The organism is Streptomyces agglomeratus, from assembly GCF_001746415.1.
GTDB classification, from domain to species: domain Bacteria; phylum Actinomycetota; class Actinomycetes; order Streptomycetales; family Streptomycetaceae; genus Streptomyces; species Streptomyces agglomeratus.
Genome location: NZ_MEHJ01000001.1, coordinates 6,402,932 through 6,427,276 on the forward strand (window position 1 = coordinate 6,402,932; position 24,345 = coordinate 6,427,276).

The following is a 24,345-nucleotide window of genomic DNA, read 5'->3' on the forward strand; positions in this document are numbered from 1 at the left end:
CGCCACCAGCCAATCGGAAGTACGGGAAGAGATGTCCGCACCCAATAAGTCGTACGACCCTGTTGAGGTCGAGGCGCTGAAACCGGAAGAGATCGAGCGCATGCGGGACGAGGCGCTCGCCGCCTTCGACGCCGCGGCGGATCTCGACGCGCTCACCCACGCGAAGACCGCGCACACCGGCCCCACCTCGCCGCTCTCGCTCGCCAACCGTGAGATCGGCGCCCTGCCGCCGGCCGCCAAGGCCGAGGCGGGCAAGCGCGTGGGCATGGCCCGCGGCGCCGTGAACAAGGCCCTGGCCGCCCGCCTCGCCGCCCTGGAGGCGGAGCGGGACGAGCGCGTGCTGGTCGAGGAGGCGGTGGACGTCACGCTGCCGTACGACCGCGTCCCGGCCGGCGCCCGGCACCCGCTGACCACGCTGATGGAGCGCGTCGCCGACGTCTTCGTCGCCATGGGCTACGAGATCGCCGAGGGCCCCGAGGTCGAGGCGGAGTGGTTCAACTTCGACGCCCTCAACTTCGTCCCGGACCACCCGGCGCGCCAGATGCAGGACACCTTCTTCGTCCAGGGCGCCGACGGGTCGAAGTCCGACGAGTCCGGTGTCGTCCTGCGCACGCACACCTCTCCCGTCCAGGCCCGCGCGCTGCTCGACCGCGAGCCGCCCGTGTACGTCGTGTGCCCCGGCCGCGTCTACCGCACGGACGAGCTCGACGCCACGCACACCCCGGTCTTCCACCAGATCGAGCTGCTCGCCGTCGACGAGGGCCTCACCATGGCCGACCTCAAGGGCACCCTCGACCACATGGTCCAGGCGCTCTTCGGCGAGGGAATGAAGACCCGGCTGCGCCCGAACTACTTCCCGTTCACCGAGCCGTCCGCCGAGATGGACATGGTCTGCTACGTCTGCCGCGGCGAGTCCGTCGGCAACCCGGACCGTCCCTGCCGCACCTGCGGCAGCGAGGGCTGGATCGAGCTGGGCGGCTGCGGCATGGTCAACCCGAAGGTGCTCACGGCCTGCGGCGTCGACCCCGCGAAGTACAGCGGATTCGCCTTCGGGTTCGGCATCGAGCGGATGCTCATGTTCCGCCACAACGTAGAAGACATGCGAGACATGGTCGAGGGTGACGTCCGGTTCACTCGGCCCTTCGGGATGGAGATCTGATGCGGGTCCCGCTTTCCTGGCTGCGGGAGTACGTCGATCTCCCCGCCACCGAGACCGGCCGTGACGTACAGGCCAAGCTCGTGTCCGCGGGCCTGGAGGTCGAGACGGTCGAGCAGCTCGGCGCCGGCCTCAAGGGCCCCCTGGTGGTCGGCAAGGTCCTCACCATCGAGGAACTGACCGAGTTCAAGAAGCCGATCCGCTTCTGCACCGTCGACGTCGGCACGGCCAACGGCACCGGTGAGCCGCAGGAGATCGTCTGCGGCGCCCGCAACTTCGCCGTCGGCGACAAGGTCGTCGTGGTGCTGCCCGGCGCCGTCCTGCCCGGCGACTTCGCGATCGCCGCGCGCAAGACGTACGGCAAGACCTCGCACGGCATGATCTGCTCCGGCGACGAGCTGGGCATGGGCGACGACGGCAGCAACGGCATCATCGTGCTGCCGCCCGAGTACGAGGTCGGCACCGACGCCATCGAGCTGCTCGAACTCGTCGACGAGGTCCTCGACATCGCCGTCACGCCCGACCGCGGCTACTGCCTGTCGATGCGCGGCGTCGCCCGTGAGGTCGCCACCGCGTACGGGCTGCCGCTGCGCGACCCGGCGCTGCTCGACGTGCCCGCGCCCAACTCGTACGGCTACCTCGTGAAGGTCGCCGACCCGCAGGGCTGCGACCGCTTCACCGCGCGTACGGTCGTCGGTCTCGAGCCCGAGGCGCGCTCCCCGATCTGGCTGCGCCGCAGGCTCCAGAAGGCCGGGATGCGCCCGATCTCGCTCGCGGTCGACGTCACCAACTACGTGATGCTGGAGCTCGGTCAGCCGCTGCACGCGTACGACCGGTCCCGCATCGACGGGCCGATCGGTGTCCGCCGGGCCGAGCCGGGCGAGAAGTTCACGACGCTCGACGGCACCAAGCGGGTCCTCGACGCCGAGGACCTCGTCATCACCGACAACCGCGGCCCGATCGGTCTCGCCGGTGTCATGGGCGGCGCCAACACCGAGATCGCGGACTCCGTGACCGACCCGGAGACGGGCGCGGTCAGGGGCACCACCGAGGTCGTCATCGAGGCGGCGCACTTCGACGCGCTGTCCATCGCCCGTACCGCGCGCCGGCACAAGCTCGCGTCCGAGGCGTCCAAGCGCTTCGAGCGCGGCACCGACCCGCAGGCCACCTCCGCGGCGGCCCAGCGGACCGTCGACCTGCTGGTGCTGCTCGCGGGCGGTACCGCCGAGGCCGGCGTCACCGAGGTCGTCGCGCCCTCCGGTCCGCGCACGGTCTCCATGCCCGCGAACCACCCCGACCGCGTGGCGGGCGTCGACTACGGCCGCGAGACCGTCGTACGCCGCCTCCAGGAGGTCGGCTGCGACGTGTACGGGCAGGACGAGCTGGTCGTGACCGTGCCGTCCTGGCGCCCCGACCTGGCCTACCCGAACGACCTTGCCGAAGAGGTCATCCGGCTGGAGGGTTACGAGAACCTCCCGTCGACGCTGCCGACGCCCCCCTCGGGCCGCGGGCTCACCGACCGGCAGCGGCTGCACCGCCGCATCGGGCGCGCCCTGGCGGGCGCGGGGTATGTCGAAGCGCTGAACTACCCGTTCATCGGCGACGCCGTGCTCGACCAGCTCGGCCTCGACGCCGACGACGCCCGTCGCCGTACGGTCAAGCTGGTCAACCCGCTCTCCGACGAGGAGCCGGCGCTGCGCACCACGCTGCTGCCCGGCCTCCTCGGCGCCCTGCGCCGCAACGACGGCCGCGGCTCGCACGACCTGGCGCTCTTCGAGACCGGCCTGGTCTTCCGGCCGACGGGTGACGAGCACAAGGCCGCGCGACTGCCCGTCGACCGCCGGCCGACCGACGAGGAGATCGCCGGTCTCAACGCCACGCTGCCGCGTCAGCCGCACCGCGCCGCCGTCGTCCTCGCGGGCGCCCGCGAGCAGGCCGGCTGGTGGGGCAAGGGCCGTCCGGGCACCTGGGCGGACGCCGTCGAGGCCGCCCGCGTCCTCGCCCGCGAGGCCGGGACCGAGCTCGTCGTCCGGGGCGACCGGCACGCGCCGTGGCACCCCGGCCGCTGCGCGGCGCTGTACGTTACGGTGAACGGCGAGGAGACGCTCGTCGGGCACGCGGGTGAGCTGCACCCGCGCGTCATCAAGGCACTCCACCTGCCGGAGCGCACCTGCGCCATGGAGATCGAGACCGACCTCCTGGAGCAGGCGGCGACCGGGGTACTGCGGGCGCCGCGGATCTCCGCCTTCCCGGTGGCGACCCAGGACGTCGCGCTCGTCGTCCCCACCGAGGTCGCCTCCGCGGACGTCGAGGCGGCGCTGCGCGAGGGTGCCGGTGAACTCCTCGAATCGCTGCGGCTGTTCGACGTGTTCACGGGCGAGCAGCTCGGCGAGGGCAAGAAGTCGCTCGCGTACGCGCTGCGCTTCCGCGCAGCCGACCGTACGCTGACGGTCGACGAGGCCACGGCCGCACGTGACGCCGCCGTCGCGCTCGCCGGGGAGCGCACGGGCGCGGTGCTGCGCGGGATGTAACACCTGTTGCGGCAGTAGTGCTGTGGGGCGTGTCCGGAGTCACGGGCACGCCCCTCACTCATTTGGGTGAGAAGTGGGGGCGAGGTACGCAAACAGGTACGGGCGGTCGACACAATCATTCCGGCCGACGAGGGCCAGCATCGTACAGGCAGCGTCGTACAGGGCCAGGGCCTAGGGGGCCGTCGGGATGATCCGTACAACAACCTGGCGGGGCGTGCGGCGTGCGTGCGTCCCGTACGCACGGCGCGCCCTTGTCTTCGGGCTGCCCGCCGTCTGGCTCGTCGCGGCGACCGTCTGGCAACTGACCTGCCCGTTCGCGACCCATGAGGGGATGGCGCCGCGCTTCGTGACGTGCGCGGCGTTCCTCGCGCTGTTCGCCTGGCTGCTGACCAGTGTCCGGCTCGGCCCGGTACGGGAGCTGCGCAGGGTCCGCGAGGTCGCGCGCGCCGCCGAGCAGGTGCTGCTGCGGCCGCTGCCGCCCCGGCTCGACGGCCTGGCCCTCGCCGCCGGGCAGTTGTCCGCGAGCCGCGGGGCGACGGTCGGCGGCGACCTGTACGAGGCGGTGGCCACCGCGCAGGGCGTACGGATCGTCATCGGCGACGTACGGGGGCACGGGCTCGCCGCGGTCGGAGCGGTGGCCGCGCTGCTCGGCAGTTTCCGGGAGGCGGCCCACGACGAGCTCGAACTGGCAGGCGTCCTGCGGAAGCTGGAGCGGGCGCTGCAACGGCATCTGCGCGAGCGCTCGCGGTCCGAGCACCCGTCGGTGAGCGGCACGGAACCGGACAATCCGCTGGCCGAGGAGTTCGCCACCGTACTCCTGCTGGAGATCCACGAGGACGGCGACGTGCTGGCGCTCAACTGCGGCCATCCGTGGCCCTACCGGCTGTGCCGGACCGCCGAGCCGATCGCCGGCGGGGACGTACTGCCGCCGCTCGGAATGTTCCCGCTGCCCGACAGCCTCTCTGCCCGTCGGTGCACGCGCCTGCTGCCCGGTGAGGCGCTCGTCCTGCACACCGACGGCGCCGAGGACGCCAGGAACGCCGACGGGGAGTTCTTCTGCCTGCGGCGCGCCCTCGTGGAGGCCGCCGCACTGGGCTCGCCGGTCTCACCGGCCGTCGTCGTGCAGCGCGTTCACACGGCGCTGCTGCGGCACACGGGCGGGCGGCTCACCGACGACGTCGCACTGCTCGTCCTGCGCAACGACCGCAGACGCGTGCCGGCGCAGCCCGGGGATCAGGGGCTGCGCCGCTCCTGCGCGGAATCCTCCAATCGGTGACCGGCCGACGCTCCGGGCCCGGTGGATCAGCTCCGTCCGCCCTGCCGCGGAGTGTCGGGCAGACCGGCAGGGCGGACGGTGCGGGATCGGGCCGCCGCACTGTACGAGGGGGAGCCGGCGGCCCGGCCGCCTCCAGGGGAGGCGAACTGAAGTCAATCGGAGCAGGGATGCGCGCGGGAGAGCACGCGGGGCACGAACGCGGGCACTCCGTTCACACCCCGTGTGAACGGAGCTCCATTACGCTGACTCCACCGAGCCACCGGAGAGGCCCATGCAGCCGAATACTTTGCTCGACGCCCTGCTCGACGAAGCGGGCATCTCCAACGCCGGCCTTGCCGCCCACGTGAATCAGGCGGGCAGTGCGAGGGGTCTGGCGCTGAGATACGAACACACCGCCGTGGCCCGCTGGCTGAAGGGGCAGCGGCCGCGAGGCCAGGTGCCCGATCTGATCTGCGAGGTACTCGCGGCCCGGCTGCACCGGCCGATAACGCTGGACGACATCGGGTTCGGCATGCCGGGCGAGGCGGCCATGCCGCACGGCTCCCCGCTGACGGGCTTCGTGGAACGGGCTACCGCGCTGTGGCGCTCCGACGAGCAGCAGCGCCCGCACATCCTGGGCGCCCCCGCCGTGACCGGGACGCCCGCGGTGATGCCGGTCTGGGAGTGGGAGAACCCGCCGGAGGACGCGGACGTCTCGCGCAAGGGCCAGACGCGCGTCAGCGTGGCCGACATACAGATGCTGCGCGCGGCGAGAGCGCACTACGAGCTGATGTACCGCAAGGCCGGCGGCGTCGCCACCCGGGCGCGCGTGGTGGGTTTCCTCAACGCGGAGACGGCCCCGCTGCTGCGCGGCAGTTACTCCAACGCCATGGGCCGCCACTTGCACCGTGCCACGGGCGGCCTGGTGGCGGTGGCGGGCATCTGCGCGTACGACTCGGACGCCCAGGGACTCGCCCAGCGGTACTTCCACCAGGCCCTGCGGCTCGCCAAGGCCAGCGGGGACCGGGGACTCGGCGCGTACATCATCGCGCTGCTCGTCAACCAGTCGCTGTTCATGGCCGAGTACCGGCAGGCGGTGGCCTTCGCGGAGGCTGCGCTGCGCACGGCGGGCACCCAGATCACTCCGGCGCTGGCCGCGGACCTGCACGCGATGCAGGCGAAGGCGTACGCCCATCTCGGCGACAGCAAGAACGCGTTGTCCTGCATCCGGCGTGCGGAGACCGAGGCGGAATCCATCAGACCGGGCAGCGAACCGGACGAGACGGGATACGTCCAGCCCGGCCTGGTGAACGTACAGGTGGCTGAGGCCCTGCTGAGCCTGGGCGATCTGCCCGCCGCACGCGAGCACGCGGACGCGGCGGTCGGCTCGCCCGCGCACGACCGGGGCCGCGTGCACCGGCTCGCCATGCTCACCCACATCGAACTGAGGCAGGGCAAGGCCGACCGGGCCGTGGAGATCGCCACGGAGATGGCGCAGCGCGCCCAGGGGATGGAGTCGCAGCGGATGCGCGACCGTCTGCGGGCGGTTCGCGAGCACCTGGTGGGAAGCGGGTGCGCCGGCGCGGAAGAGGCGGCCGAACTGATCGACGGGGCTTTGCGCGTTCCGCTCTGACCGTCCTCCTGCTGCGATGTTGCCATCTACTTGTCGGAAGGTGGCAGAACAATGCAGTGGACGAACTTAAGCGAACAGACTGTGTACAAGAACCGTTGGTTCCGGATCAACCTCGCGGACGTCGAACTCCCCGACGGCCGGCACCTCGACCACTTCGTCATACGGCTGCGCCCGGTGGCCGTGGCCACGGTGGTCAACGAGGCCAACGAGGTGCTGATGCTCTGGAGGCACCGCTTCATCACCGACAGCTGGGGCTGGGAGCTCGCCGCCGGAGTCGTCGAGGACGGTGAGGACGTAGAGACCGCCGCGGCACGCGAGATGGAGGAGGAGACCGGCTGGCGGCCCGGGCCGCTGCGCCACCTCCTCACGGTCGAGCCGTCCAACGGCCTCACCGACGCCCGGCACCACCTCTACTGGGCGGACGAGGCGACGTACACCGGCCACCCCGAGGACGACTTCGAGTCCTCACGGCGCGAGTGGGTCCCGCTCAAACTGGTCCCCGACATGGTGGCCCGGGGCGAGGTCCCGGCCGCCAACATGGCGGCCGGGCTGCTGATGCTGCATCACATGCGCCTCGGCTAAAGGCGGGCCCCGCTCGCCCCTAGCGGCCGACGGCCTGCCAGACGGCCACCGCCAGCGCTCCGGCGGCGGTGAGCGCCGAAACGGTGGGCAGCGGCCAGCGGTTGTGCTCCAGGGCCGTCACCCGCGCGGCCAGGCCGGCCAGATCGCCGTCGGCCTGGTCGTCCCGGTGGGCCAGCAGTGCCAGCTGCCCGTCGATCCTGGTGAGCCCCACGTCGAGGCGGCGCCGTAACTCGGCGTACTCCTCGACGACCACGGTCTGATCGGTGTCGATACTCACGGTCCGCTCCTTCTCTCGACAGGGCCGTCCGGCGGCCCCGTGCATGTGCCACAGAGCCAACTCGCCCTGTGGCCACGGCGGGAGCGTGTGTGCGGGGCATATGCGGGTACGCCCCGCACACTCCGTGCGAATCGCGGCTCCGGACGGCTCAGGAGTACGGGTAGAAACCGGAGCCCGTCTTGCGTCCCAGCCGGCCCGCGTCCACCATCCGCTGGAGCAGCGGGGGTGCGGCGTACAGCGGTTCCTTGTACTCGTCGTACATCGAGTCGGCGACCGAGGCGACCGTGTCCAGGCCGATCAGGTCCGCGAGCTTGAGCGGGCCCATCGGGTGGGCGCAGCCCATCTCCATGCCGTTGTCGATGTCCTCGCGGCTCGCGATGCCGGACTCGAACATCCGGATCGCCGAGAGGAGGTACGGGATGAGGAGCGCGTTGACCACGAAGCCCGAGCGGTCCTGGGCGCGGATGGCGTGCTTGCCGAGCACGTTCTGGACCACGCCCTCGGCGCGCTTGATGGTCTCCTCGGAGGTGGTCAGCGCCGGGATCAGCTCGACGAGCTTCTGCACCGGGGCCGGGTTGAAGAAGTGGATGCCGATGACCTGGTCCGGACGGGAGGTCGCGACGGCCAGCTTCACCAGCGGGATCGAGGAGGTGTTGGAGGCGAGGATCGCGTCCCGGCGGGTCACCACCTGGTCGAGGACCTGGAAGATCTCCGTCTTGATCGACTCGTTCTCGACGACCGCCTCGATGACGAGGTCGCGGTCGGCGAACTCGCCGAGGTCGGTCGTGAAGCTGAGGCGGGCGAGAGTCTCGTCGCGCTCCTCCTCGGTGATCTTGCCGCGCTCGGCGGCCTTCGAGAGGGAGTTGTAGAGCCGGGTGCGGCCGATCTCCAGGGCCTCGCCCGTGGTCTCGGCGACCTTCACCTCGAGGCCGCTGCGGGCACACACCTCGGCAATGCCCGCGCCCATCTGGCCGCAGCCCACTACTCCGACGCGCTGCACATCCGCCATGGAGTCCGTCACATCGTGCCTTTCGCTGATCAACAGTTCGGCAGGCATCCGGCCGTACCGGTGCCCGCCTCGGCCCCCGACGTTACTCCGGGCCTACGTGTGCGTGAGGGGCCGGGGCGGGCATGCTCTGCGGATACGACGGGACGTATGCACCTAGTAAGGGGCGACATATGGTTCAGATCGGCCGAAGAAGGTTGTTGGCGGCGGCGGCCGGGGCGCTGTCCGTGCTGGCGGTCACCGGGGACGCGGCGGCCGCCGTCCCCGTCCGGCGCAAGAACCCGAAGCGCGAGCTGCGCGGGATGTGGCTGGCGACGGTCGCCAACCGCGACTGGCCCTCCAGGCCCGGGCTGACCGCCGACGAGCAGAAGGCCGAGCTGCTGGCCCACCTGGACACGGCGGTACGGCGCAGGCTGAACGCGGTGGTCTTCCAGGTCCGCCCGACCGCCGACGCCCTGTGGCCCTCGCCGTACGAACCGTGGTCGCAGTACCTGACCGGCGTACAGGGCAAGGACCCGGGCTGGGACCCGCTGGGGACGGCGGTGGAGGAGGCGCACAAGCGCGACCTGGAGCTGCACGCGTGGTTCAACCCCTACCGGGTCGCGAATCACACGGACCCCTCGCGGCTCGTGGAGTCGCATCCGGCGCGCGTCCACCCGGACTGGGTGCTGCCGTACGGCGGAAAGCTCTACTACAACCCGGGGCTGCCGGAGGTCAGGCGCTTCGTTCAGGACGCCATGCTGGACGCCGTGGAGCGCTACGACATCGACGCCGTGCACTGGGACGACTACTTCTACCCGTACCCGGTGGCCGGACAGGTCTTCGCGGACGACGACGCGTACGCGCGCCACGGCGGCGGATTTCCGGACCGGGCGGCCTGGCGCCGCGACAACACCGACCGGCTGGTGAGCGAGACGGCCGAGCGGATCAAGGCGGTCAGGAAGAAGGGCAAGAAGGTCCGCTTCGGGATCAGTCCCTTCGGGGTGTGGCGCAACGCCACGACCGATCCGCTGGGCTCACCGACCCGGGCCGGGGTGCAGACGTACGACGATCTGCACGCCGACACCCGGAAGTGGGTGAAGGAGGGCTGGATCGACTACATCGTCCCGCAGCTCTACTGGAACATCGGTTTCGAGGCGGCCGACTACGCGAAGCTGCTGCCCTGGTGGGCGCGGACCGTACGGGGGACCGGCGTCGACCTGTACGCCGGAGAGGCGCTCTACAAGGCCGGAGACCCGGCCCAGCCCGCCGCCTGGCAGGACCCCGCCGAGCTGTCCCGCCACCTCACCCTGGCCAAAAACTTCGCGCAGGTGAGGGGGCACGTCTTCTTCTCGGCGAAGGAGGTGGCGGCCGACCGCATCAAAGCGATGGACCGGGTGGTGGCGGACCACTACCCGGCCCGGGTGCGGCCGCCCCACTGACCGGCCCAGGGCCGGCCGGGGCTGCCGCGGTGTCGCAGCCTATTGCGGTGTTCCGCCGTGCTCCTTGTGCCGTACGACGGAGTCGGGGCCCGGCGAAACCAGCGCCTCGTGCCCGTCGTCGAAGCGCACACGGTACGGCGGGGTGCCCTCGGAACCGAGCACCTCGACGATCTTCGCGACCTTGTCCTCGTGGCCCACGGTCCTGCCGTGCACCAGCAGCTGGTCGCCCACGCTCGCTTGCATCGGGAATGCCCTTCTGTGGCCGACTCTCGGTATGTCCCAGTTTATGACCGAGAGCCCGGGTTGGCGCCCTGCTGCTGGGCCGTTCAGGTCCGCGCGCGCTGGGTGACCGCGATGCAGACCAGTACGCCGACGGCGGCGAGCGGAGCGGCGGGGGTCAGGTGCTCGCCGAGCAGGGCGACCGACCAGACCAGCGTCAGCAGGGGCTGGGCGAGCTGAAGCTGGCTCGCCCTGGAGACGCCGATCTCCGCCATGCCCCGGTACCAGACGACGAGGCCCAGGAACTGCGAGCCGACCGCGACCCACAGCAGCCCGGCGACGCTGTGCGCCGTGAGGCGCACCGGTTCGAAGGTGAGCGCGAGGGCCGCCGCCGGGACGGTGAGCGGCAGGCACAACACCAGCGCCCAGCCGATGACCTGCCAGCCCGGCATCCGCCGTGCCAGCCTGCCGCCCTCGGTGTAGCCGGCGGCGCAGACCAGCAGCGCGCCGAAGAGGTACAGATCGCCGGCGGACAGCGCGCCGCCGCTCTGCTGGACGGTGAACGCGATGACCACGGCGGCGCCTGCGAGGGCCGCCACCCAGAACGCGCGCGACGGCCGGGTGCCGGTGCGCAGTGCCGAGAGGGCGGCGGTGGTGAGCGGCAGCAGGCCGACCACCACGGCGGCGTGCGAGGTGGTGGAGGTCTGGAGGGCGAGCGTCGTCAGCATCGGGAAGCCCAGGACCACGCCGCCGCCGACCACGGCGAGCCCGCCCCAGTGGCGGCGGGCCGGTACGGGTATCCGCAGGACGAGCAGGGCGGCGCCGGCGATGAGTGCGGCGAGGACGCTGCGTACGGCCACGAGCGACCAGGGGCCGAACCCTTCGAGGCCCCAGGCGGTGGCCGGGAAGGTCAGCGAGAAGGCGGTGACGCCCAGCGCGGCGAGGAGGGTCCCGCTGCGGGCAGTGCGGGGCGCCCGGGTCGTACCGGCTCCGGGATGGCCACCGGCTCCGGGACGCGCACCGGTCGTACCGGTCGCCGGGCTCTCGGTCTCGCTGCTGACCGCTACTGTCGTGCTGTGAGTAGCGCTATTCTGTGCTGTCATGTACGAGCGTAGCAGTGTGGCGGAGCTGGCAGGATCCCTCAAGCGGGAGCTCGACCGCTACTCGCCCGGTGGAAAGCTCCCGTCGAGCAGGGTCCTGGTCGAGCGCTACCGGGTGAGCCCCGTGACGGTCTCGCGCGCTCTCGCGCAGCTCGCCGCCGAGGGCCTGGTCGTCACCCGGCCCGGCGCGGGCGCCTACCGGGCGCAGCCCCGTACGGCCACGGCGGCGCCCGGGGACACCTCCTGGCAGGAGGTCGCGCTCAGTGCCGACGGTGCCACCGAACTCGTACCGCGCTCGGTCGACGCGTCCGGCGTCCTGGTCACCCTGGCCGCCCCGCCGCCCGGCGTCATCGAGTTCAACAGCGGCTACCTCCACGCCTCCCTCCAGCCGGAGCGGGCCATGGCGGCCGCCCTCGCGAGGGCCGGGCGCCGCCCCGGCGCCTGGGGGCGGCCGCCGACCGACGGGGTGCCCGAGCTGCGCGAGTGGTTCGCCCGGGGGATCGGCGGCGCGATCACCGCCGCAGAGGTCCTCGTCGCCGCCGGCGGCCAGAGCGCGCTGACGACCGCCCTGCGCGCACTGGCCCCGCCGGGCGCTCCGGTGCTGGTCGAGTCGCCGACGTACCCCGGCATGCTGGCGATCGCCCGCGCGGCGGGACTGCGGCCGGTGCCCGTGCCGATGGACGCGGACGGGGTGCGCCCCGAACTCCTCGCGGCGGCCTTCAGGGCCACCGGTGCCCGCGTCTTCGTCTGCCAGCCGCTCTTCCAGAACCCGACCGGTGCGGTGCTCTCGGCCGAGCGCCGCCCCGAAGTGCTGCGGATCGCGCGTGAGGCGGGGGCCTTCGTCATCGAGGACGACTTTGTGCGGCGCCTGGTCCACGACGACGCCGGGCCACTGCCCCGGCCGCTCGCCACCGACGACCACGACGGCGTCGTCGTCCACGTCTGCTCGCTCACCAAGGCGACCTCGCCCAGCTTCCGGGTGTGCGCCCTGGCGGCGCGCGGGCCGGTGCTGGAGCGGCTGCGCGCCATCCAGGTCGTCGAGAGCTTCTTCGTGCCCCGGCCGCTCCAGGAGGCCGCCGTGGAGCTGGTCGGGTCCCCGGCCTGGCCGCGTCATCTCCGTACGGTGGCGGGTGAGTTGAGGGTACGCCGCGACACCCTCACCGCAGCCCTGCGCCTCGGCCTGCCGGAACTCGCGCTGCCGCACGTCCCTTCCGGGGGCTACCACCTGTGGCTGAGGCTGCCCGACGGCGCGGACGAGAACGCGGTGGTCTCGGCGGCCCTGCGGGCGGGCGTCGCGATCGCCCCCGGCCGCCCGTACTTCAGCGCGGAACCGACCGCCGGGCACGTCCGGCTGAGCTTCGCCGGGGTGGCGGGCCCGGCCGAGATCACCGAGGGCGTCAAGCGCCTGCGGGGCGCGTGCGCGGGGCTGCTCGGCGGGGAGTAGCCCACCGCGCGGGTCGCACCCGCGGGTCGCACCGCGCGGATTCTCCCGCAGCGCGGAAAATGGCCCACAGGAGTCAGCCCCGTGGAGTCAGCGCTTCACCGCCCGCAGCACCACGAACTTCGGGTCGCCGGCGATCAGTTCGCTGTTGCCGAAGATCCGGCGCAGCGTCACGTGGTAGCCGAGGTGCCGGTTGCCGACGACCCACAGTTCACCCCCGGGCCGCAACGCGTCCCGCGCCCCGCCGAACATGCGGCGGGCCGTCGCGTCCGTCGTCGCCTGGTGGCTGTGGAACGGCGGGTTGTTCAGTACGAGATCCACCGTCCCCGCCGCCACTCCCGACAGGCCGTCGCCCACCCGGAACTCCGCCTTCCGGTCCGCCCCGGTGTTCGCCCGGAACGTGGCTTCCGCCGACGCCACCGCCTGGAACGACTCGTCGGTGAACAGGACCTCGGCCTCGGGATTGGCGAGCGCGGCCGCCGTACCCACCACGCCGTTGCCGCAGCCCAGGTCGACGACGCGCTCGGGGCCCCGGCGCCGCGGGAGATGCCGGAGGAAGAACCGCGTGCCGATGTCGAGGCGCTCGGCGCAGAAGACGCCCGCGTGGTTGGTGACGGTGATGCCGGACGCGACGCCCACGTCGGCGGGCAGCGTGTAGCTGTACGGCCACGGGTCGCCGCCCCGTGCGAGGCCCGGATCCGGCGTACAGAAAATGAGCCGCGCCTTCTTCACCGCCAGTGACGTCCGTGTCGTACCGAGGATCCGTTCGAACAGCCGGAGGGTCGAGGTGTGGATCTCCTTGACCAGCCCCGTGCCGACGACGACGGTGTCCGCGTGGACGTGCGGGGCGAGCCGGTGCAGCTGGTCCTCCAGCAGGGCGAGGCTCTTGGGGACGCGGATCAGGAGTACGTCGATCCGCTCCGGCGGGGGCTCCTGCGTGGAGAGAAGGCGCACCGAGGACACGTCCGCCCCGTTGCGCTCCAGGTTCACCCGGGTCGCCTGCTGGGCGAGGTACGAGTCGGTGATCTGTGTGGGGCGGCAGCCGGCCAGGGCGGTGGCCAGGGAGCCCCAGCGGTCGCCGGCCACGACGACGGTGCCGGACAGGTCCGTGGGAGGATCGCCGGCCGTTCCCTCCAGATGCCGCAGCAGGTACTCGTCGGCTGCGTCCCAGGCACGGAGCCTGTCGCGGGGGTCCTCGGGGAAGCGGACGAGTTCGTACTCGCCCTTTGACGTCGTCAGATGGTTCATTGTGCCCTCAGGCTAACCGAGCCCCCGTACGCCTCACTCCGGCTGGGCCGGGGGCCTGGCGATGACGCTGAACGCGGTGCCGAAGGGATCGGTGATCTCCGCGAACCGGCCGTACGGGCTGTCCGCGGGCGCGCCGGCCGTGCCGCCCGCCGCGACGGCGCGCTCCACCAGGGCGTCGGTGTCCGCCACCTCGAAGGTGGTCTGCCAGACGGAGGCGGCGGCGGACGGATCGCCGAAGATTCCGCCGATCTCGTGGCCGTCGGGACGGCGCAGGAAGGTGAAGTCGAAGCCGGGGAGATCTTCGTTGCCGTCGAGGGTGAAGCCGAAGAGCGACGTGTAGAAGTCCCGCGCGCGGCCGGGCTCGGGCGTGGTCAGATCGTTGCGGACCAGCGAGCCGGGTTCGTTCACGATCAGGCAGCCGGGGAGGGTACGGCCCTGCCAGAGGCCGAATCCGGCGCCCACGGCGTCCGACGCCAGGGCGATCCGCGCCCGGTCGCCGAACTCCACCGGGCCCTGCGTCAGGGTGCCGCCCGCGTCGGTGACGCGCTTGGCGGTGGCGTCACAGTCCTGTGTCGCGAAGTACATGCGCCAGAAGCCGGGGGCGGGGTCGGGGGCGGAGGGGGGCCGGAAGCCGGCCACGGCCCGGCCGCGCAGCAGGCAGGTGGTGTGGCCGGCGGTCCCGGTCGCTTCCGCGTCGGTCTCGAAGTCCCAGCCGAACAGCGCGCTGTAGAACTCCTTCGCGCGGTCGAGGTCCGGGACGTCGAGGTCGATCCAAGTGGGGGTGGACTCCGGCTGGTTGCTGTCGACGTGGCTCATCCACTGCTCCTCGGTTCCGGCGCTGGTACGCCGAGGTTAGACCGCATGTAGGACAGCTTCCGGCCGGGACTCGCGGGGCCCTGGCACCCCGGCGCCGTCCGGCCCGCCCCCTTTCCCCTCCAGGACCCCGGACCCAGGACGCCGGGTCAGCCGGCGAGGGCGTGGACGCCGATGACGAAAGCGAGGTACGGCACCACGATCGCGGCCAGGACGGCCGCCACGACGAGGATCGCCTTCATCACCTGTTCCGCGGTCCGGTGGTCGCGGACGGGGCGCGGGTGCGCCCGGCGGGCGGGCCGGCGGCCGTTCCGGTCAGGCGCGTGTGTGTTCATGGGGGCAGCTTGGCGATCTCGGCGGGGTGACGCCATCCGCAGGGGTACTCGGTCGGACGTACGCGGCGTCAGGCGGATGTACTCAAGCGCGGCGGCCGGAGGCCCGCTCACCCGCCCGGCCAGAGCCGCCGCTCGCCAGCAGGCGCAGTACCTTTTCGAGCCGGACCTGCCTGCTGTCCGGCGTGAGCGCCTGGAGCAGCGGCAGCATCACCAGGTAGCGGCCGGTCTTGTCCAGCGCCTCGTACGCCTTCTTCGCCTCGGGGTCCGCGTCGAGGGCCGCCGCGAGATCGGCGGGCACCGCGGCGGTCTTCTGCGACGCGTACGCCGCCGCCCAGCGTCCGTCCTCCTGGGCCCGGCGCACCTCGGCCAGCCCGGGCTCACGCATCCGCCCGGCGGCCGTCAGCATCGCGACCTTCTCCACGTTGACCTGCGACCACAGGCTCTTGGGCCGGCGCGGCACGTATTTCTGGAGGTAGTGCCGGTCGTCGTGGGAGCGCCGCTGACCGGAGATCCAGCCGTAGCACAGCCCGATGTCGACCAGTTCGTCGTCGGTGACCGTCGCGATGCCCGACTTCTTCTTCGCCACCTTGATCCACACGCCTTCGTGGCGCGTGTGGTGCCCGGCCAGCCAGTTCTCGAACGCCTCGCCGTCCGGGAAGGCGATGATCTCCACTCCGTCGAGCTGCTCCATGCGGCTCAGGCTATCGCCCGCCCGGCCGGCCGCCACCGAGCTCCGGGAGTCCGCCCCGCACCGCCCGGCCTCGCCCCGCGCACCGCGGTGGCGGCCACCGGATTCCGCACGGCGCCCGGACCGCCCTCGGGCGCGGGTTCAGGGGTGCGCGCAGGACACCGACCCGACGCGGGCCGCGCCGCCCGCCGCGGCCACCGCCCTGTCGAGGACGGCGTCCGCCCGCTCGCCGGCGCGGATCGTGACGGCGAGGGTCCGGCTCACCCGGTATCCGGTCACCGGCTGCCGCCGGAGCCGTCCGGCTCCAGGACGGGCGTCAGACCGAGACGCACCGTGCCCGCGTCGCGCCGGGCGACGCCCTCGGCCTCGAGGGCTTCCCGTACCCGACGTGTCGCGGCGGTGTTGTGGCTCATCGCCTCGGAGGGCGTGCGCTGCACCGACTCCACCACGACCGTGGCCAGCACGGTCGCGCAGGCGGGTGCGGGCCGCGCCGCCGCTTCGGCCGGTACGGACCGCTCGCCGCCGTGAGCCGCCCCGGCGGACGCGGTCCCGCCGGCCGGCAGGCCGGCAGCCAGGGCGACGGTGGCCAGGGCGACGGTGGCGAGCGACCGGGCGGCGAAGGCCGTAGCGGTGGGCACCAGCAACGCGTTCTCCAGAGGTCCAGCGGCCGGTGGGCCGGCGGTACGGCAGGTTCGGTCATGCACTCGCGTCGACCGTTCCACGGCCCCGGCGGGGCCGCGAGCCGAGATGCGCCGGTCAGCCCCATATCCATTGCATAAAACTGCGGTGTTGCGTATAGTCATGCCATCGACGAGGAGGATTTTCGATGGCGGTACGTGCAGCAGTGGCAGGAGCGAGCGGGTACGCGGGCGGCGAGCTGCTGCGCCTGCTCCTCGCCCACCCCGGTGTGGAGATCGGCGCCCTGACCGGCCACTCCAACGCCGGGCAGCGCCTGGGCTCTCTCCAGCCCCACCTGCTGCCGCTGGCCGGACGGGTGCTGGAGCCGACCACCGCCGAGGTGCTCGCGGGGCACGACGTCGTCTTCCTCGCGCTTCCGCACGGCCAGTCCGCCGCGGTCGCCGGGCAGTTGGGCGACGAGGGGGTCGTGGTCGACATGGGCGCCGACTTCCGGCTCCGGGACGCGGGCGACTGGGAGAAGTTCTACGGTTCGCCGCACGCCGGAACCTGGCCGTACGGCCTGCCCGAGCTCCCCGGCGCCCGCGCCGCGCTCGCGGGCTCCAAGCGGATCGCCGTCCCCGGCTGCTACCCGACCGCCGTCTCGCTCGCGCTCTTCCCGGCGTACGCCGCCCAGCTTGTGGAGCCGGACGCCGTGATCGTCGCCGCCACCGGCACCTCCGGCGCGGGCAAGGCGCTCAAGCCGCATCTGCTCGGCAGCGAGGTGATGGGCTCCATGTCGCCGTACGGCGTCGGAGGCGGCCACCGCCACACCCCCGAGATGATCCAGAACCTCAGCGCCGCCGCGGGCGAGCCGGTCACCGTCTCCTTCACGCCGACACTGGCCCCCATGCCGCGCGGCATCCTCGCCACGTGCAGCGCCAGGGCGAAGCCGGGTGTGACGGCGGCGGGCGTACGGGAGGCGTACGAGAAGGCGTACGCCGACGAGCCGTTCGTGCACCTCCTCCCCGAGGGCCAGTGGCCCGCCACCGCCTCCGTGTACGGCTCCAACGCCGTCCAGATCCAGGTCGCGCACGACAAGGCCGCCGGCCGCGTGATCGTGATCAGCGCTATCGACAACCTCACCAAGGGCACCGCAGGCGGCGCGGTGCAGAGCATGAACATCGCCCTCGGGCTTCCCGAGGACACCGGACTTCCCACCACCGGAGTGGCTCCGTGAGCGAGGCAGGCACAGCCGCCGGGCCGCGGACCACGACGAAGGCCGCGCCGCCGCGCCGCGCGGGCCTCAGTGACATCAGCCGCTACGGCGGCGCAGACATCAGCCGCCAACGCGGCGGAGACATCAGCCGCTTCCGCGGCGGGGCGAACGAGGAGATGCAGTGAGCGTCACGGCAGCAAAGGGATTCACCGCGGCGGGCATCGCCGCGGGGATCAAGGACAGCGGCAACCCCGACCTGGCCCTCGTGGTCAACAACGGGCCCCGCCTGGCCGCCGCGGGCGTCTTCACCTCCAACCGCGTGAAGGCCGCGCCGGTCCTGTGGTCCGAGCAGGTCGTCAAGGGCGGCCGGATCTCCGCCGTCGTCCTCAACTCCGGTGGCGCCAACGCCTGTACGGGCCCCAAGGGCTTCCAGGACGCCCACGCCACCGCCGAGAAGGCGGCGGAGGTCCTCGAAGGCCACAGCGCCGGTGAGATCGCCATCGCCTCCACAGGCCTCATCGGCATCACGCTCCCCATGGACAAGCTCCTCCCCGGCATCGAGAAGGCCGCCGGCGAACTCTCCGAGCACGGCGGCGAGAAGGCCGCGATCGCCATCAAGACCACCGACACCGTCCACAAGACGGCCGTCGCGGGCGGCGACGGCTGGACCGTCGGCGGCATGGCCAAGGGCGCGGGCATGCTCGCCCCCGGCCTCGCCACCATGCTCGTCGTACTGACCACCGACGCCGACGTCGACGCGGACGTACTCGACACGGCACTGCGCGACGCCACCCGCCAGACCTTCGACCGCGTCGACTCCGACGGCTGCATGTCGACGAACGACACCGTGCTGCTGCTCGCCTCGGGCGCGTCACAAGTGACCCCCGGATACGACGAGTTCGCCGCAGCCGTACGCACCGTCTGCGACGACCTCGCCCGCCAGCTCATCGGCGACGCGGAGGGGGCGAGCAAGGACATCCGGATCGAGGTCGTCAACGCCGCCACCGAGGACGACGCCGTCGAGGTGGGCCGCTCCATCGCCCGTAACAACCTCCTCAAGTGCGCCATCCACGGGGAGGACCCCAACTGGGGCCGGGTGCTGTCCGCCATCGGCACCACACGGGCCGCCTTCGAGCCCGACGAGCTCAACGTCGCCATCAACGGCATCTGGGTGTGCAGGAACGGGTCGGTCGGTGACGACCGCGACCTGGTCGACATGCGCTACCGGGAGGTCAGGATCACCGCCGACCTCGCCGCGGGCAGCGAGTCGGCCGTCATCTGGGCCAACGACCTCACCGCCGACTACGTCCACGAGAACAGCGCGTACAGCTCATGAGCACTCGTAAGCACACCGCACTGCCCAAGGCGCAGATCCTCGTCGAGGCGCTGCCCTGGCTCACCCGCCACCACGGCCGCACCGTCGTCATCAAGTTCGGCGGCAACGCCATGATCGACGAGGACCTGAAGGCCGCCTTCGCCCAGGACGTCGTCTTCCTGCGGCACGCCGGTCTCAAACCGGTCGTCGTGCACGGCGGCGGCCCGCAGATCAGCGCGCAGCTCGACCGGCACGGTCTGGTCAGCGAGTTCAAGGCGGGACTGCGGGTCACTACGCCCGAAGCCATGGACGTCGTACGGATGGTCCTGGCCGGCCAGGTGCAGCGCGAGCTCGTCGGGCTGCTCAACCAGCACGGCCCGCTCGCCGTCGGCATGACCGGCGAGGACGCGCACACCATCACCGCCACCCAGCATTACCCGCAGATCGACGGCGAGAGCGTCGACATCGGCCGGGTCGGCGAGATCACCGCGATCGACACCGGCGCCATCCAGGCCCTGCTCGACGACGGCCGCATCCCGGTCGTCTCGTCCATCGCCCGCAGCGCCGACGACCATCACGTCTTCAACGTGAACGCCGACACCGCCGCTGCCGCGCTCGCCGCCGCGCTTGGCGCCGAGACGCTGATGGTCCTCACCGACGTCGAAGGTCTCTACGAGGACTGGCCGAACAGCGACGAGGTGATCAGCCGGCTCACCGCCCGGGAACTGGAGAAGCTGCTGCCCGAGCTCTCCAGCGGCATGGTCCCCAAGATGAAGGGCTGTCTGCACGCCGTACGCAACGGGGTCAACACCGCCCGCGTGATCGACGGCCGGGTGCAGCACTCGATCCTGCTGGAGATCTTCACGGACGAGGGCATCGGCACGATGGTCGTGCCCGACGAGCACGAGGGGGGAACGAAGTGACGCAGCACGAACCGACCGCGAACCAGGAGCTCACGCAGCGCTGGCAGGGCGTCATGACGGACAACTACGGCACGCCCAAACTCTCCCTCGTACGCGGCGAGGGCGCCAGGGTCTGGGACGCGGACGGCAAGGAATACGCCGATTTCGTCGGCGGCATCGCCGTGAACGCGCTGGGCCACGCCCACCCCGCCATCGTCGAAGCGGTGTCCCGTCAGATCGCCTCGCTCGGCCATGTCTCCAACCTGTACGTCGCAGAGCCGCCCGTCGCGCTCGCCGAGCGCCTGATCCAGATCTCCGGGCGTCCCGGCCGCGTCTTCTTCGCCAACTCCGGCGCCGAGGCCAACGAGGCCGCCCTCAAGATCGGGCGCCTCACCGGCCGTACGCACATGGTCGCCACCCAGGGCGGTTTCCACGGCCGGACGATGGGGGCCCTCGCCCTCACCGGACAGGAGGCCAAGCGGACCCCCTTCCTGCCGCTGCCGGGCGACGTGACGCACGTACCCTTCGGAGACGTCGACGCACTGCGCGCCGCCGTCACCACCGACACCGCGCTGCTGATCATCGAGCCGATCCAGGGCGAGATCGGCGTCGTCGTCCCGCCGGAGGACTACCTGCGAGCCGCCCGCGAGATCACCCGCGCCACCGGCACGCTGCTCGTCCTCGACGAGGTCCAGACGGGCATCGGGCGCACGGGCCACTGGTTCGAATACCAGGGACACGAGGCCGTCGAGCCCGACATCGTCACCCTCGCCAAGGGCCTGGGCGGCGGTCTTCCGCTCGGCGCGACCCTCGCCTTCGGTCCCGCCGCGGACCTCCTCAAGCCCGGCCAGCACGGCACGACCTTCGGCGGGAACCCCGTCGCCTGCGCCGCCGGACTCGCCGTACTGGACACCATCGCGGCCGACGGGCTCCTCGATCACGTCAAGCGGATGGGGGAGAAGCTGCGCGACGGAATCGAGTCACTCGGGCACCCGCTCGTCTCCCACGTCCGCGGCGCCGGCCTGCTGCTGGGTATCGTGCTCACCGAGTCCCTTGCTCCCCAGGTGCAGCAGGCGGCTCAGGACGCCGGTCTCCTGGTGAACGCGCCCGCCCCCGATGTCGTACGGCTCATGCCGGCGTTCCTCATCGGAGACGAAGAGGTGGAAACGTTCCTCCGGGCCCTGCCCGGCGTTCTCGACACCGCACACGGGGACCGACGGACCGGAGAATGACACAGATGACCGAGGCGCAGGCGCAGGACAACGAGCACGGCGGCCAGGCGGTGCCGCAGACCCGCACTGCCAGGCACCGCCGGATCGTGGACATCCTGAACCGGCAGCCGGTGCGCTCGCAGAGCCAGCTCGCCAAGCTCCTCGCCGACGACGGGCTGAGCGTCACCCAGGCGACGCTCTCCCGGGACCTCGACGAACTGGGCGCGGTCAAGATCCGCAACACCGGCGGCGAGCTGATCTACGCCGTACCGAGCGAGGGCGGCTTCCGCACCCCGCACGCGCCGCTCGGCGAGTCCGCCAAGGAGGAGCGCATGCGACGCCTCTCCGGTGAACTGCTCATCTCCGCCGAGGCTTCGGCCAACCTCGTCGTCCTGCGTACGCCGCCGGGTGCCGCCCAGTTCCTCGCCTCGGCCATCGACCAGGCCGAGCTGAACGCCATCCTCGGCACGATCGCGGGCGACGACACGCTGCTCCTGATCAGCCGCGACCCGGCCGGCGGCCAGGCGCTGGCCGACCACCTGCTGCGGTTGGCCCAGAACGACCGCTAGGAGTCCGAGGCTGCGTCAGCGGGCGCGGCCCTGCCGGTGGCAGCTAGGTCCTGGCTGCCACCGGCCCCTTGTGTTCGCGGATCTGCTCCGGGGTGAGGTATACGGACGTGTTCTCGAAGTCCTGGAGCGTGCCGGCCCGGCGGGCCTGGAAGTCCGTACGGACGAAGTCGTCGCCGGCGACCGCGTTGAGCGTCCAGTTGGTCATCACGCGTGTCCTGGCGGTCATGGTGGGCAGAACCAGCAGGTGGTAGCCGCGGGCCACGGCCTGGGCGGGCAGGCCGTGCAGCTCCAGGCCGAGGGGCTTGGAGACCGCGTCCCGGCCGCCGAGGTCCACCACCAGGCCCAGGTCCTTGTGGACGTACGGCTTCAGCGGCGTGCCGCGCAGCCGGGCGACGATGTTGTCGGCGAGGGTCCGGCCCTGGCGCTGGGCGTGCTGCGCGGTCGGCGGGCACAGGGCGTCGCCGCCCTTCGCCAGATCGGGGACGGCGGCCGCGTCGCCCGCGGCGAACAGGCCGTCGAAGCCGGGGACGGTCAGCCGGGGCGTGGCCGCGAGACGGCCGCGTACGGTCTCCGCTCCGAGCGTGGCGACCAGCGGGCTCGCTGAGACTCCGGCGGTCCAGATGAGGGTGTGCGACGGCAGCGTACGGCCGTCGGTGAGCCTGACCGAGGTCGCGTCGACCGAGGCCACGGACGTGCCGAGGGAGAACTCGATGCCCCGGTAGCGCAGCATCGCCATGGCCTTCTCGCCCAGCTTCTCGCCCAGTTCGGGCAGCAGGCGCGGCGCCACGTCCAGCAGGTGCCACTTGATCTGCGCTCGGTCCAGACGCGGGTAGCGGCCGACCGCGGCGCTGGTCAGGCGTTGCAGACAGGCGGCGGTCTCGGTACCGGCGTAGCCGCCGCCGACCACCACGAACCGCAGCCTCGCCTCCCGCTCGGCGTCGTCCGTGGTGGCGGCGGCGAGGTCGAGCTGGGCGATGACGTGGTCGCGCACGTGCGCCGCCTCGGCCAGCGACTTCATACCGCGTCCGTGCTCCAGCAGCCCGGGGATGTCGAAGGTGCGCGTGGTGCTGCCGGCCGCGAGGACGAGCTGGTCGTACGGCTCCGTGACCACCTCTCCGGTGATCTTCCGGATGACGCACACCTTCGCGCGGGCGTCGATGCCGATGGCTCCGCCCGGGCAGATCCGGGTGCGGCGCAGCCGGCGGCGCAGGGACACCGCGACGGACTGCGGGGTCAGTACGCCGGCCGCCACGTGCGGCAGCAGCGGCAGGTAGAGCTGGTAGTCGGACGGCGACACGAGGACCAGCTCGGCCTCGCGGGGGGACAGCTTGCGTTCCAGCCGCTGGAGGCACTCGACCCCGGCGAAACCCGCGCCGACCACGAGGATCTTCGGTCGCGTCATAGATGTCCACTGCTCCTCGGGGCTCGCGACAGCTGCTTGTCCTCCCACCTTCGGCGTACGGACGGGGAGCCGCCCGCCGGCGAGGTGCATTCGGGGGGCCGCGCTCGCGGGGCGCTCAGGAGGCTTCGGGAGGCGCGTTGACGAAACATACGGTGGAGTGCATACTTATACCCATCACCGCATGCATCGTAAGGAGAAACCCGTGACCGAGCGCGTCGTACTCGCCTACTCGGGCGGCCTGGACACCTCCGTCGCCATCGGCTGGATCGCCGAGGAGACGGGCGCCGAGGTCATCGCCGTTGCCGTGGACGTCGGCCAGGGCGGCGAGGACCTGGACGTCATCCGCAAGCGCGCGCTCGCCTGCGGTGCCGTCGAGGCCGAGGTCGCGGACGCCAAGGACGAGTTCGCCGAGGAGTACTGCCTCCCGGCGATCAAGGCCAACGCCCTCTACATGGACCGCTACCCGCTGGTCTCCGCGCTCTCGCGGCCGACCATCGTCAAGCACCTCGTCGCCGCCGCCAACAAGCACGGCGCCTCGATCGTCGCCCACGGCTGCACCGGCAAGGGCAACGACCAGGTCCGCTTCGAGGCCGGCATCTCCGCGCTCGGTCCCCACCTGAAGTGCATCGCCCCGGTCCGCGACTACGCGATGACCCGTGACAAGGCGATCGCCTTCTGCGAGGAGAAGAACCTCCCGATCGCGACCACCAAGAAGTCCCCGTACTCCATCGACCAGAACGTCTTCGGGCGCGCCGTCGAGACGGGCTTCCTGGAAGACATCTGGAACGCCCCGATCGAGGACATCTACGAGTACACCTCGAACCCGGCGCTCCCGCGCGAGGCCGACGAGGTCGTCATCTCCTTCAAGGAGGGCGTCCCGGTCGCCATCGACGGCAAGCCCGTCACCGTCCTCCAGGCGATCCAGCAGCTCAACGAGCGCGCCGGCGCCCAGGGCATCGGCCGGATCGACATGGTCGAGGACCGGCTGGTCGGCATCAAGTCCCGCGAGGTGTACGAGGCCCCGGGCGCGATCGCGCTGATCACCGCCCACCAGGAGCTGGAGAACGTCACGGTCGAGCGCGAGCTGGCCCGCTACAAGCGGCAGGTCGAGCAGCGCTGGGGCGAGATGGTGTACGACGGCCTGTGGTTCTCCCCGCTCAAGCGGGCGCTGGACGGTTTCATCAACGAGGCCAACCAGCACGTCACCGGCGACATCCGGATGACCCTGCACGGCGGCCGCGCCGTCGTCACCGGCCGGAAGTCCGACGAGTCGCTGTACGACTTCAACCTGGCGACGTACGACTCGGGCGACACGTTCGACCAGTCCAAGGCGCAGGGCTTCATCGAGATCTTCGGCCTGTCGTCGAAGATCGCCGCCAAGCGTGACCTCGCGTAATCAAGACTCGT

25 protein-coding genes are annotated in these 24,345 nt (G+C 71.9%); 14 read left to right on the plus strand and 11 right to left on the minus strand.

Features of this window, described 5'->3' with window-relative positions:
* The first annotated feature begins 31 nt into the window (after positions 1-31).
* The 5 genes from pheS (at position 32) to AS594_RS28035 (ending at position 7,157) form a co-directional block, all read left to right on the plus strand.
* Complete coding sequence (gene pheS, locus AS594_RS28015) at positions 32-1,159, plus strand: phenylalanine--tRNA ligase subunit alpha (protein ID WP_069929617.1); 1,128 nt, start codon at positions 32-34, stop codon at positions 1,157-1,159.
* A complete protein-coding gene (gene pheT / locus AS594_RS28020) occupies positions 1,159-3,687 on the plus strand; it encodes a phenylalanine--tRNA ligase subunit beta (RefSeq protein ID WP_069929618.1) in 2,529 nt (842 codons plus the stop codon). The genes pheS and pheT overlap by 1 nt, the downstream gene beginning before the upstream one ends.
* Before the next feature lie 187 nt (positions 3,688-3,874).
* Positions 3,875-4,963 (plus strand): PP2C family protein-serine/threonine phosphatase, encoded by a 1,089-nt coding sequence (locus tag AS594_RS28025; protein ID WP_079144366.1) that lies wholly within the window; start codon positions 3,875-3,877, stop codon positions 4,961-4,963.
* Between the two features lie 271 nt (positions 4,964-5,234).
* Positions 5,235-6,575: a tetratricopeptide repeat protein gene (locus AS594_RS28030; RefSeq protein WP_069929620.1), complete on the plus strand. Its 1,341-nt coding sequence runs from the start codon at positions 5,235-5,237 to the stop codon at positions 6,573-6,575.
* A 51-nt stretch (positions 6,576-6,626) separates the two neighbouring features.
* Positions 6,627-7,157, plus strand: a complete 531-nt coding sequence (locus AS594_RS28035; RefSeq protein ID WP_079144365.1) for an NUDIX hydrolase — start codon at positions 6,627-6,629, stop codon at positions 7,155-7,157.
* A 19-nt stretch (positions 7,158-7,176) separates the two neighbouring features.
* Here AS594_RS28035 and AS594_RS28040 read toward each other — a convergent pair whose 3' ends face one another.
* Together AS594_RS28040 and AS594_RS28045 are read right to left on the minus strand one after the other, a co-directional pair.
* Positions 7,177-7,434, minus strand: a complete 258-nt coding sequence (locus AS594_RS28040; protein WP_069929622.1) for a hypothetical protein — start codon at positions 7,432-7,434, stop codon at positions 7,177-7,179.
* 148 nt (positions 7,435-7,582) lie between these two features.
* Positions 7,583-8,443 carry a 3-hydroxybutyryl-CoA dehydrogenase gene (locus AS594_RS28045; protein WP_069930836.1) on the minus strand — a complete coding sequence of 287 codons (861 nt, stop codon included), beginning with the start codon at positions 8,441-8,443 and terminating at the stop codon, positions 7,583-7,585.
* A gap of 170 nt (positions 8,444-8,613) precedes the next feature.
* Here AS594_RS28045 and AS594_RS28050 point away from each other — a divergent pair, with 170 nt between their 5' ends.
* Positions 8,614-9,861, plus strand: coding sequence for a glycoside hydrolase family 10-like protein (locus tag AS594_RS28050; protein ID WP_069929623.1), 1,248 nt, complete (start codon positions 8,614-8,616; stop codon positions 9,859-9,861).
* Positions 9,862-9,900: 39 nt separating this feature from the next.
* On the opposite strand, the gene AS594_RS28055 is transcribed toward AS594_RS28050, so the two are convergent.
* Both AS594_RS28055 and AS594_RS28060 read right to left on the minus strand, forming a co-directional pair.
* On the minus strand, positions 9,901-10,104 hold the full coding sequence (locus AS594_RS28055) for a DUF1918 domain-containing protein (protein ID WP_069929624.1): 204 nt from the start codon (positions 10,102-10,104) through the stop codon (positions 9,901-9,903).
* Positions 10,105-10,187: 83 nt separating this feature from the next.
* Positions 10,188-11,183 carry a DMT family transporter gene (locus tag AS594_RS28060; RefSeq protein ID WP_069929625.1) on the minus strand — a complete coding sequence of 332 codons (996 nt, stop codon included), beginning with the start codon at positions 11,181-11,183 and terminating at the stop codon, positions 10,188-10,190.
* On the opposite strand from AS594_RS28060, the gene AS594_RS28065 reads away from it, so the two are divergent.
* Positions 11,182-12,624 carry an aminotransferase-like domain-containing protein gene (locus AS594_RS28065; protein WP_069929626.1) on the plus strand — a complete coding sequence of 481 codons (1,443 nt, stop codon included), beginning with the start codon at positions 11,182-11,184 and terminating at the stop codon, positions 12,622-12,624. The two genes, AS594_RS28060 and AS594_RS28065, sit on opposite strands and share 2 nt — an antisense overlap.
* An 87-nt stretch (positions 12,625-12,711) precedes the next feature.
* Here AS594_RS28065 and AS594_RS28070 read toward each other — a convergent pair whose 3' ends face one another.
* From AS594_RS28070 to AS594_RS28090, 6 genes are all read right to left on the minus strand, one after another.
* Positions 12,712-13,869 carry a methyltransferase gene (locus AS594_RS28070; protein ID WP_176733087.1) on the minus strand — a complete coding sequence of 386 codons (1,158 nt, stop codon included), beginning with the start codon at positions 13,867-13,869 and terminating at the stop codon, positions 12,712-12,714.
* A gap of 33 nt (positions 13,870-13,902) precedes the next feature.
* Complete coding sequence (locus tag AS594_RS28075) at positions 13,903-14,685, minus strand: VOC family protein (protein WP_069929627.1); 783 nt, start codon at positions 14,683-14,685, stop codon at positions 13,903-13,905.
* A 146-nt stretch (positions 14,686-14,831) separates the two neighbouring features.
* Positions 14,832-15,017 (minus strand): hypothetical protein, encoded by a 186-nt coding sequence (locus AS594_RS28080; RefSeq protein ID WP_069929628.1) that lies wholly within the window; start codon positions 15,015-15,017, stop codon positions 14,832-14,834.
* 82 nt (positions 15,018-15,099) lie between these two features.
* Positions 15,100-15,708: a YdeI/OmpD-associated family protein gene (locus tag AS594_RS28085; RefSeq protein WP_069929629.1), complete on the minus strand. Its 609-nt coding sequence runs from the start codon at positions 15,706-15,708 to the stop codon at positions 15,100-15,102.
* A 138-nt stretch (positions 15,709-15,846) separates the two neighbouring features.
* Positions 15,847-15,969: a hypothetical protein gene (locus AS594_RS47305; RefSeq protein WP_256096841.1), complete on the minus strand. Its 123-nt coding sequence runs from the start codon at positions 15,967-15,969 to the stop codon at positions 15,847-15,849.
* 11 nt (positions 15,970-15,980) lie between these two features.
* Positions 15,981-16,343, minus strand: coding sequence for an SIMPL domain-containing protein (locus AS594_RS28090; RefSeq protein WP_141746828.1), 363 nt, complete (start codon positions 16,341-16,343; stop codon positions 15,981-15,983).
* A gap of 188 nt (positions 16,344-16,531) precedes the next feature.
* Here AS594_RS28090 and argC point away from each other — a divergent pair, with 188 nt between their 5' ends.
* The 6 genes from argC to AS594_RS28115 are packed head-to-tail and all read left to right on the plus strand — an operon-like array spanning position 16,532 to position 21,536.
* Complete coding sequence (argC, locus tag AS594_RS28095) at positions 16,532-17,560, plus strand: N-acetyl-gamma-glutamyl-phosphate reductase (RefSeq protein ID WP_069929631.1); 1,029 nt, start codon at positions 16,532-16,534, stop codon at positions 17,558-17,560.
* Positions 17,557-17,724 (plus strand): hypothetical protein, encoded by a 168-nt coding sequence (locus tag AS594_RS44775; RefSeq protein ID WP_167368048.1) that lies wholly within the window; start codon positions 17,557-17,559, stop codon positions 17,722-17,724. Before argC ends, AS594_RS44775 begins: the two co-directional genes overlap by 4 nt.
* The gene (gene argJ, locus AS594_RS28100; protein ID WP_069929632.1) at positions 17,721-18,875 is read left to right on the plus strand and encodes a bifunctional glutamate N-acetyltransferase/amino-acid acetyltransferase ArgJ; all 1,155 of its coding nucleotides are present in this window, start codon (positions 17,721-17,723) and stop codon (positions 18,873-18,875) included. Before AS594_RS44775 ends, argJ begins: the two co-directional genes overlap by 4 nt.
* Positions 18,872-19,777, plus strand: a complete 906-nt coding sequence (gene argB / locus AS594_RS28105) for an acetylglutamate kinase (RefSeq protein ID WP_069929633.1) — start codon at positions 18,872-18,874, stop codon at positions 19,775-19,777. Before argJ ends, argB begins: the two co-directional genes overlap by 4 nt.
* Positions 19,774-20,988 carry an acetylornithine transaminase gene (locus AS594_RS28110; protein ID WP_256096840.1) on the plus strand — a complete coding sequence of 405 codons (1,215 nt, stop codon included), beginning with the start codon at positions 19,774-19,776 and terminating at the stop codon, positions 20,986-20,988. The genes argB and AS594_RS28110 overlap by 4 nt, the downstream gene beginning before the upstream one ends.
* 5 nt (positions 20,989-20,993) lie before the next feature.
* A complete protein-coding gene (locus AS594_RS28115; protein ID WP_069929634.1) occupies positions 20,994-21,536 on the plus strand; it encodes an arginine repressor in 543 nt (180 codons plus the stop codon).
* Positions 21,537-21,579: 43 nt separating this feature from the next.
* On the opposite strand, the gene AS594_RS28120 is transcribed toward AS594_RS28115, so the two are convergent.
* Positions 21,580-22,938: an NAD(P)/FAD-dependent oxidoreductase gene (locus AS594_RS28120; protein ID WP_069929635.1), complete on the minus strand. Its 1,359-nt coding sequence runs from the start codon at positions 22,936-22,938 to the stop codon at positions 21,580-21,582.
* A 202-nt stretch (positions 22,939-23,140) separates the two neighbouring features.
* On the opposite strand from AS594_RS28120, the gene AS594_RS28125 reads away from it, so the two are divergent.
* On the plus strand, positions 23,141-24,334 hold the full coding sequence (locus tag AS594_RS28125; RefSeq protein WP_069929636.1) for an argininosuccinate synthase: 1,194 nt from the start codon (positions 23,141-23,143) through the stop codon (positions 24,332-24,334).
* Positions 24,335-24,345: the final 11 nt, after the last annotated feature.

Bases quoted from the DNA above. Each gene is read 5' to 3' on its own strand.
- pheT (WP_069929618.1), top strand. From the start codon at position 1,159: ATGCGGGTCCCGCTTTCCTGGCTGCGGGAGTACGTCGATCTCCCCGCC.
- AS594_RS28025 (WP_079144366.1), top strand. From the start codon at position 3,875: ATGATCCGTACAACAACCTGGCGGGGCGTGCGGCGTGCGTGCGTCCCG.
- AS594_RS28035 (WP_079144365.1), top strand. From the start codon at position 6,627: ATGCAGTGGACGAACTTAAGCGAACAGACTGTGTACAAGAACCGTTGG.
- AS594_RS28055 (WP_069929624.1), bottom strand. From the start codon at position 10,104: ATGCAAGCGAGCGTGGGCGACCAGCTGCTGGTGCACGGCAGGACCGTG.
- argB (WP_069929633.1), top strand. From the start codon at position 18,872: ATGAGCACTCGTAAGCACACCGCACTGCCCAAGGCGCAGATCCTCGTC.
- AS594_RS28045 (WP_069930836.1), bottom strand. From the start codon at position 8,443: ATGGCGGATGTGCAGCGCGTCGGAGTAGTGGGCTGCGGCCAGATGGGC.
- AS594_RS28070 (WP_176733087.1), bottom strand. From the start codon at position 13,869: ATGAACCATCTGACGACGTCAAAGGGCGAGTACGAACTCGTCCGCTTC.
- AS594_RS28065 (WP_069929626.1), top strand. From the start codon at position 11,182: ATGTACGAGCGTAGCAGTGTGGCGGAGCTGGCAGGATCCCTCAAGCGG.
- AS594_RS28030 (WP_069929620.1), top strand. From the start codon at position 5,235: ATGCAGCCGAATACTTTGCTCGACGCCCTGCTCGACGAAGCGGGCATC.
- AS594_RS28120 (WP_069929635.1), bottom strand. From the start codon at position 22,938: ATGACGCGACCGAAGATCCTCGTGGTCGGCGCGGGTTTCGCCGGGGTC.
- AS594_RS28060 (WP_069929625.1), bottom strand. From the start codon at position 11,183: ATGACAGCACAGAATAGCGCTACTCACAGCACGACAGTAGCGGTCAGC.
- AS594_RS28085 (WP_069929629.1), bottom strand. From the start codon at position 15,708: ATGGAGCAGCTCGACGGAGTGGAGATCATCGCCTTCCCGGACGGCGAG.
- argC (WP_069929631.1), top strand. From the start codon at position 16,532: ATGGCGGTACGTGCAGCAGTGGCAGGAGCGAGCGGGTACGCGGGCGGC.
- AS594_RS28075 (WP_069929627.1), bottom strand. From the start codon at position 14,685: ATGAGCCACGTCGACAGCAACCAGCCGGAGTCCACCCCCACTTGGATC.
- AS594_RS28080 (WP_069929628.1), bottom strand. From the start codon at position 15,017: ATGAACACACACGCGCCTGACCGGAACGGCCGCCGGCCCGCCCGCCGG.
- pheS (WP_069929617.1), top strand. From the start codon at position 32: ATGTCCGCACCCAATAAGTCGTACGACCCTGTTGAGGTCGAGGCGCTG.
- AS594_RS28050 (WP_069929623.1), top strand. From the start codon at position 8,614: ATGGTTCAGATCGGCCGAAGAAGGTTGTTGGCGGCGGCGGCCGGGGCG.
- AS594_RS28115 (WP_069929634.1), top strand. From the start codon at position 20,994: ATGACCGAGGCGCAGGCGCAGGACAACGAGCACGGCGGCCAGGCGGTG.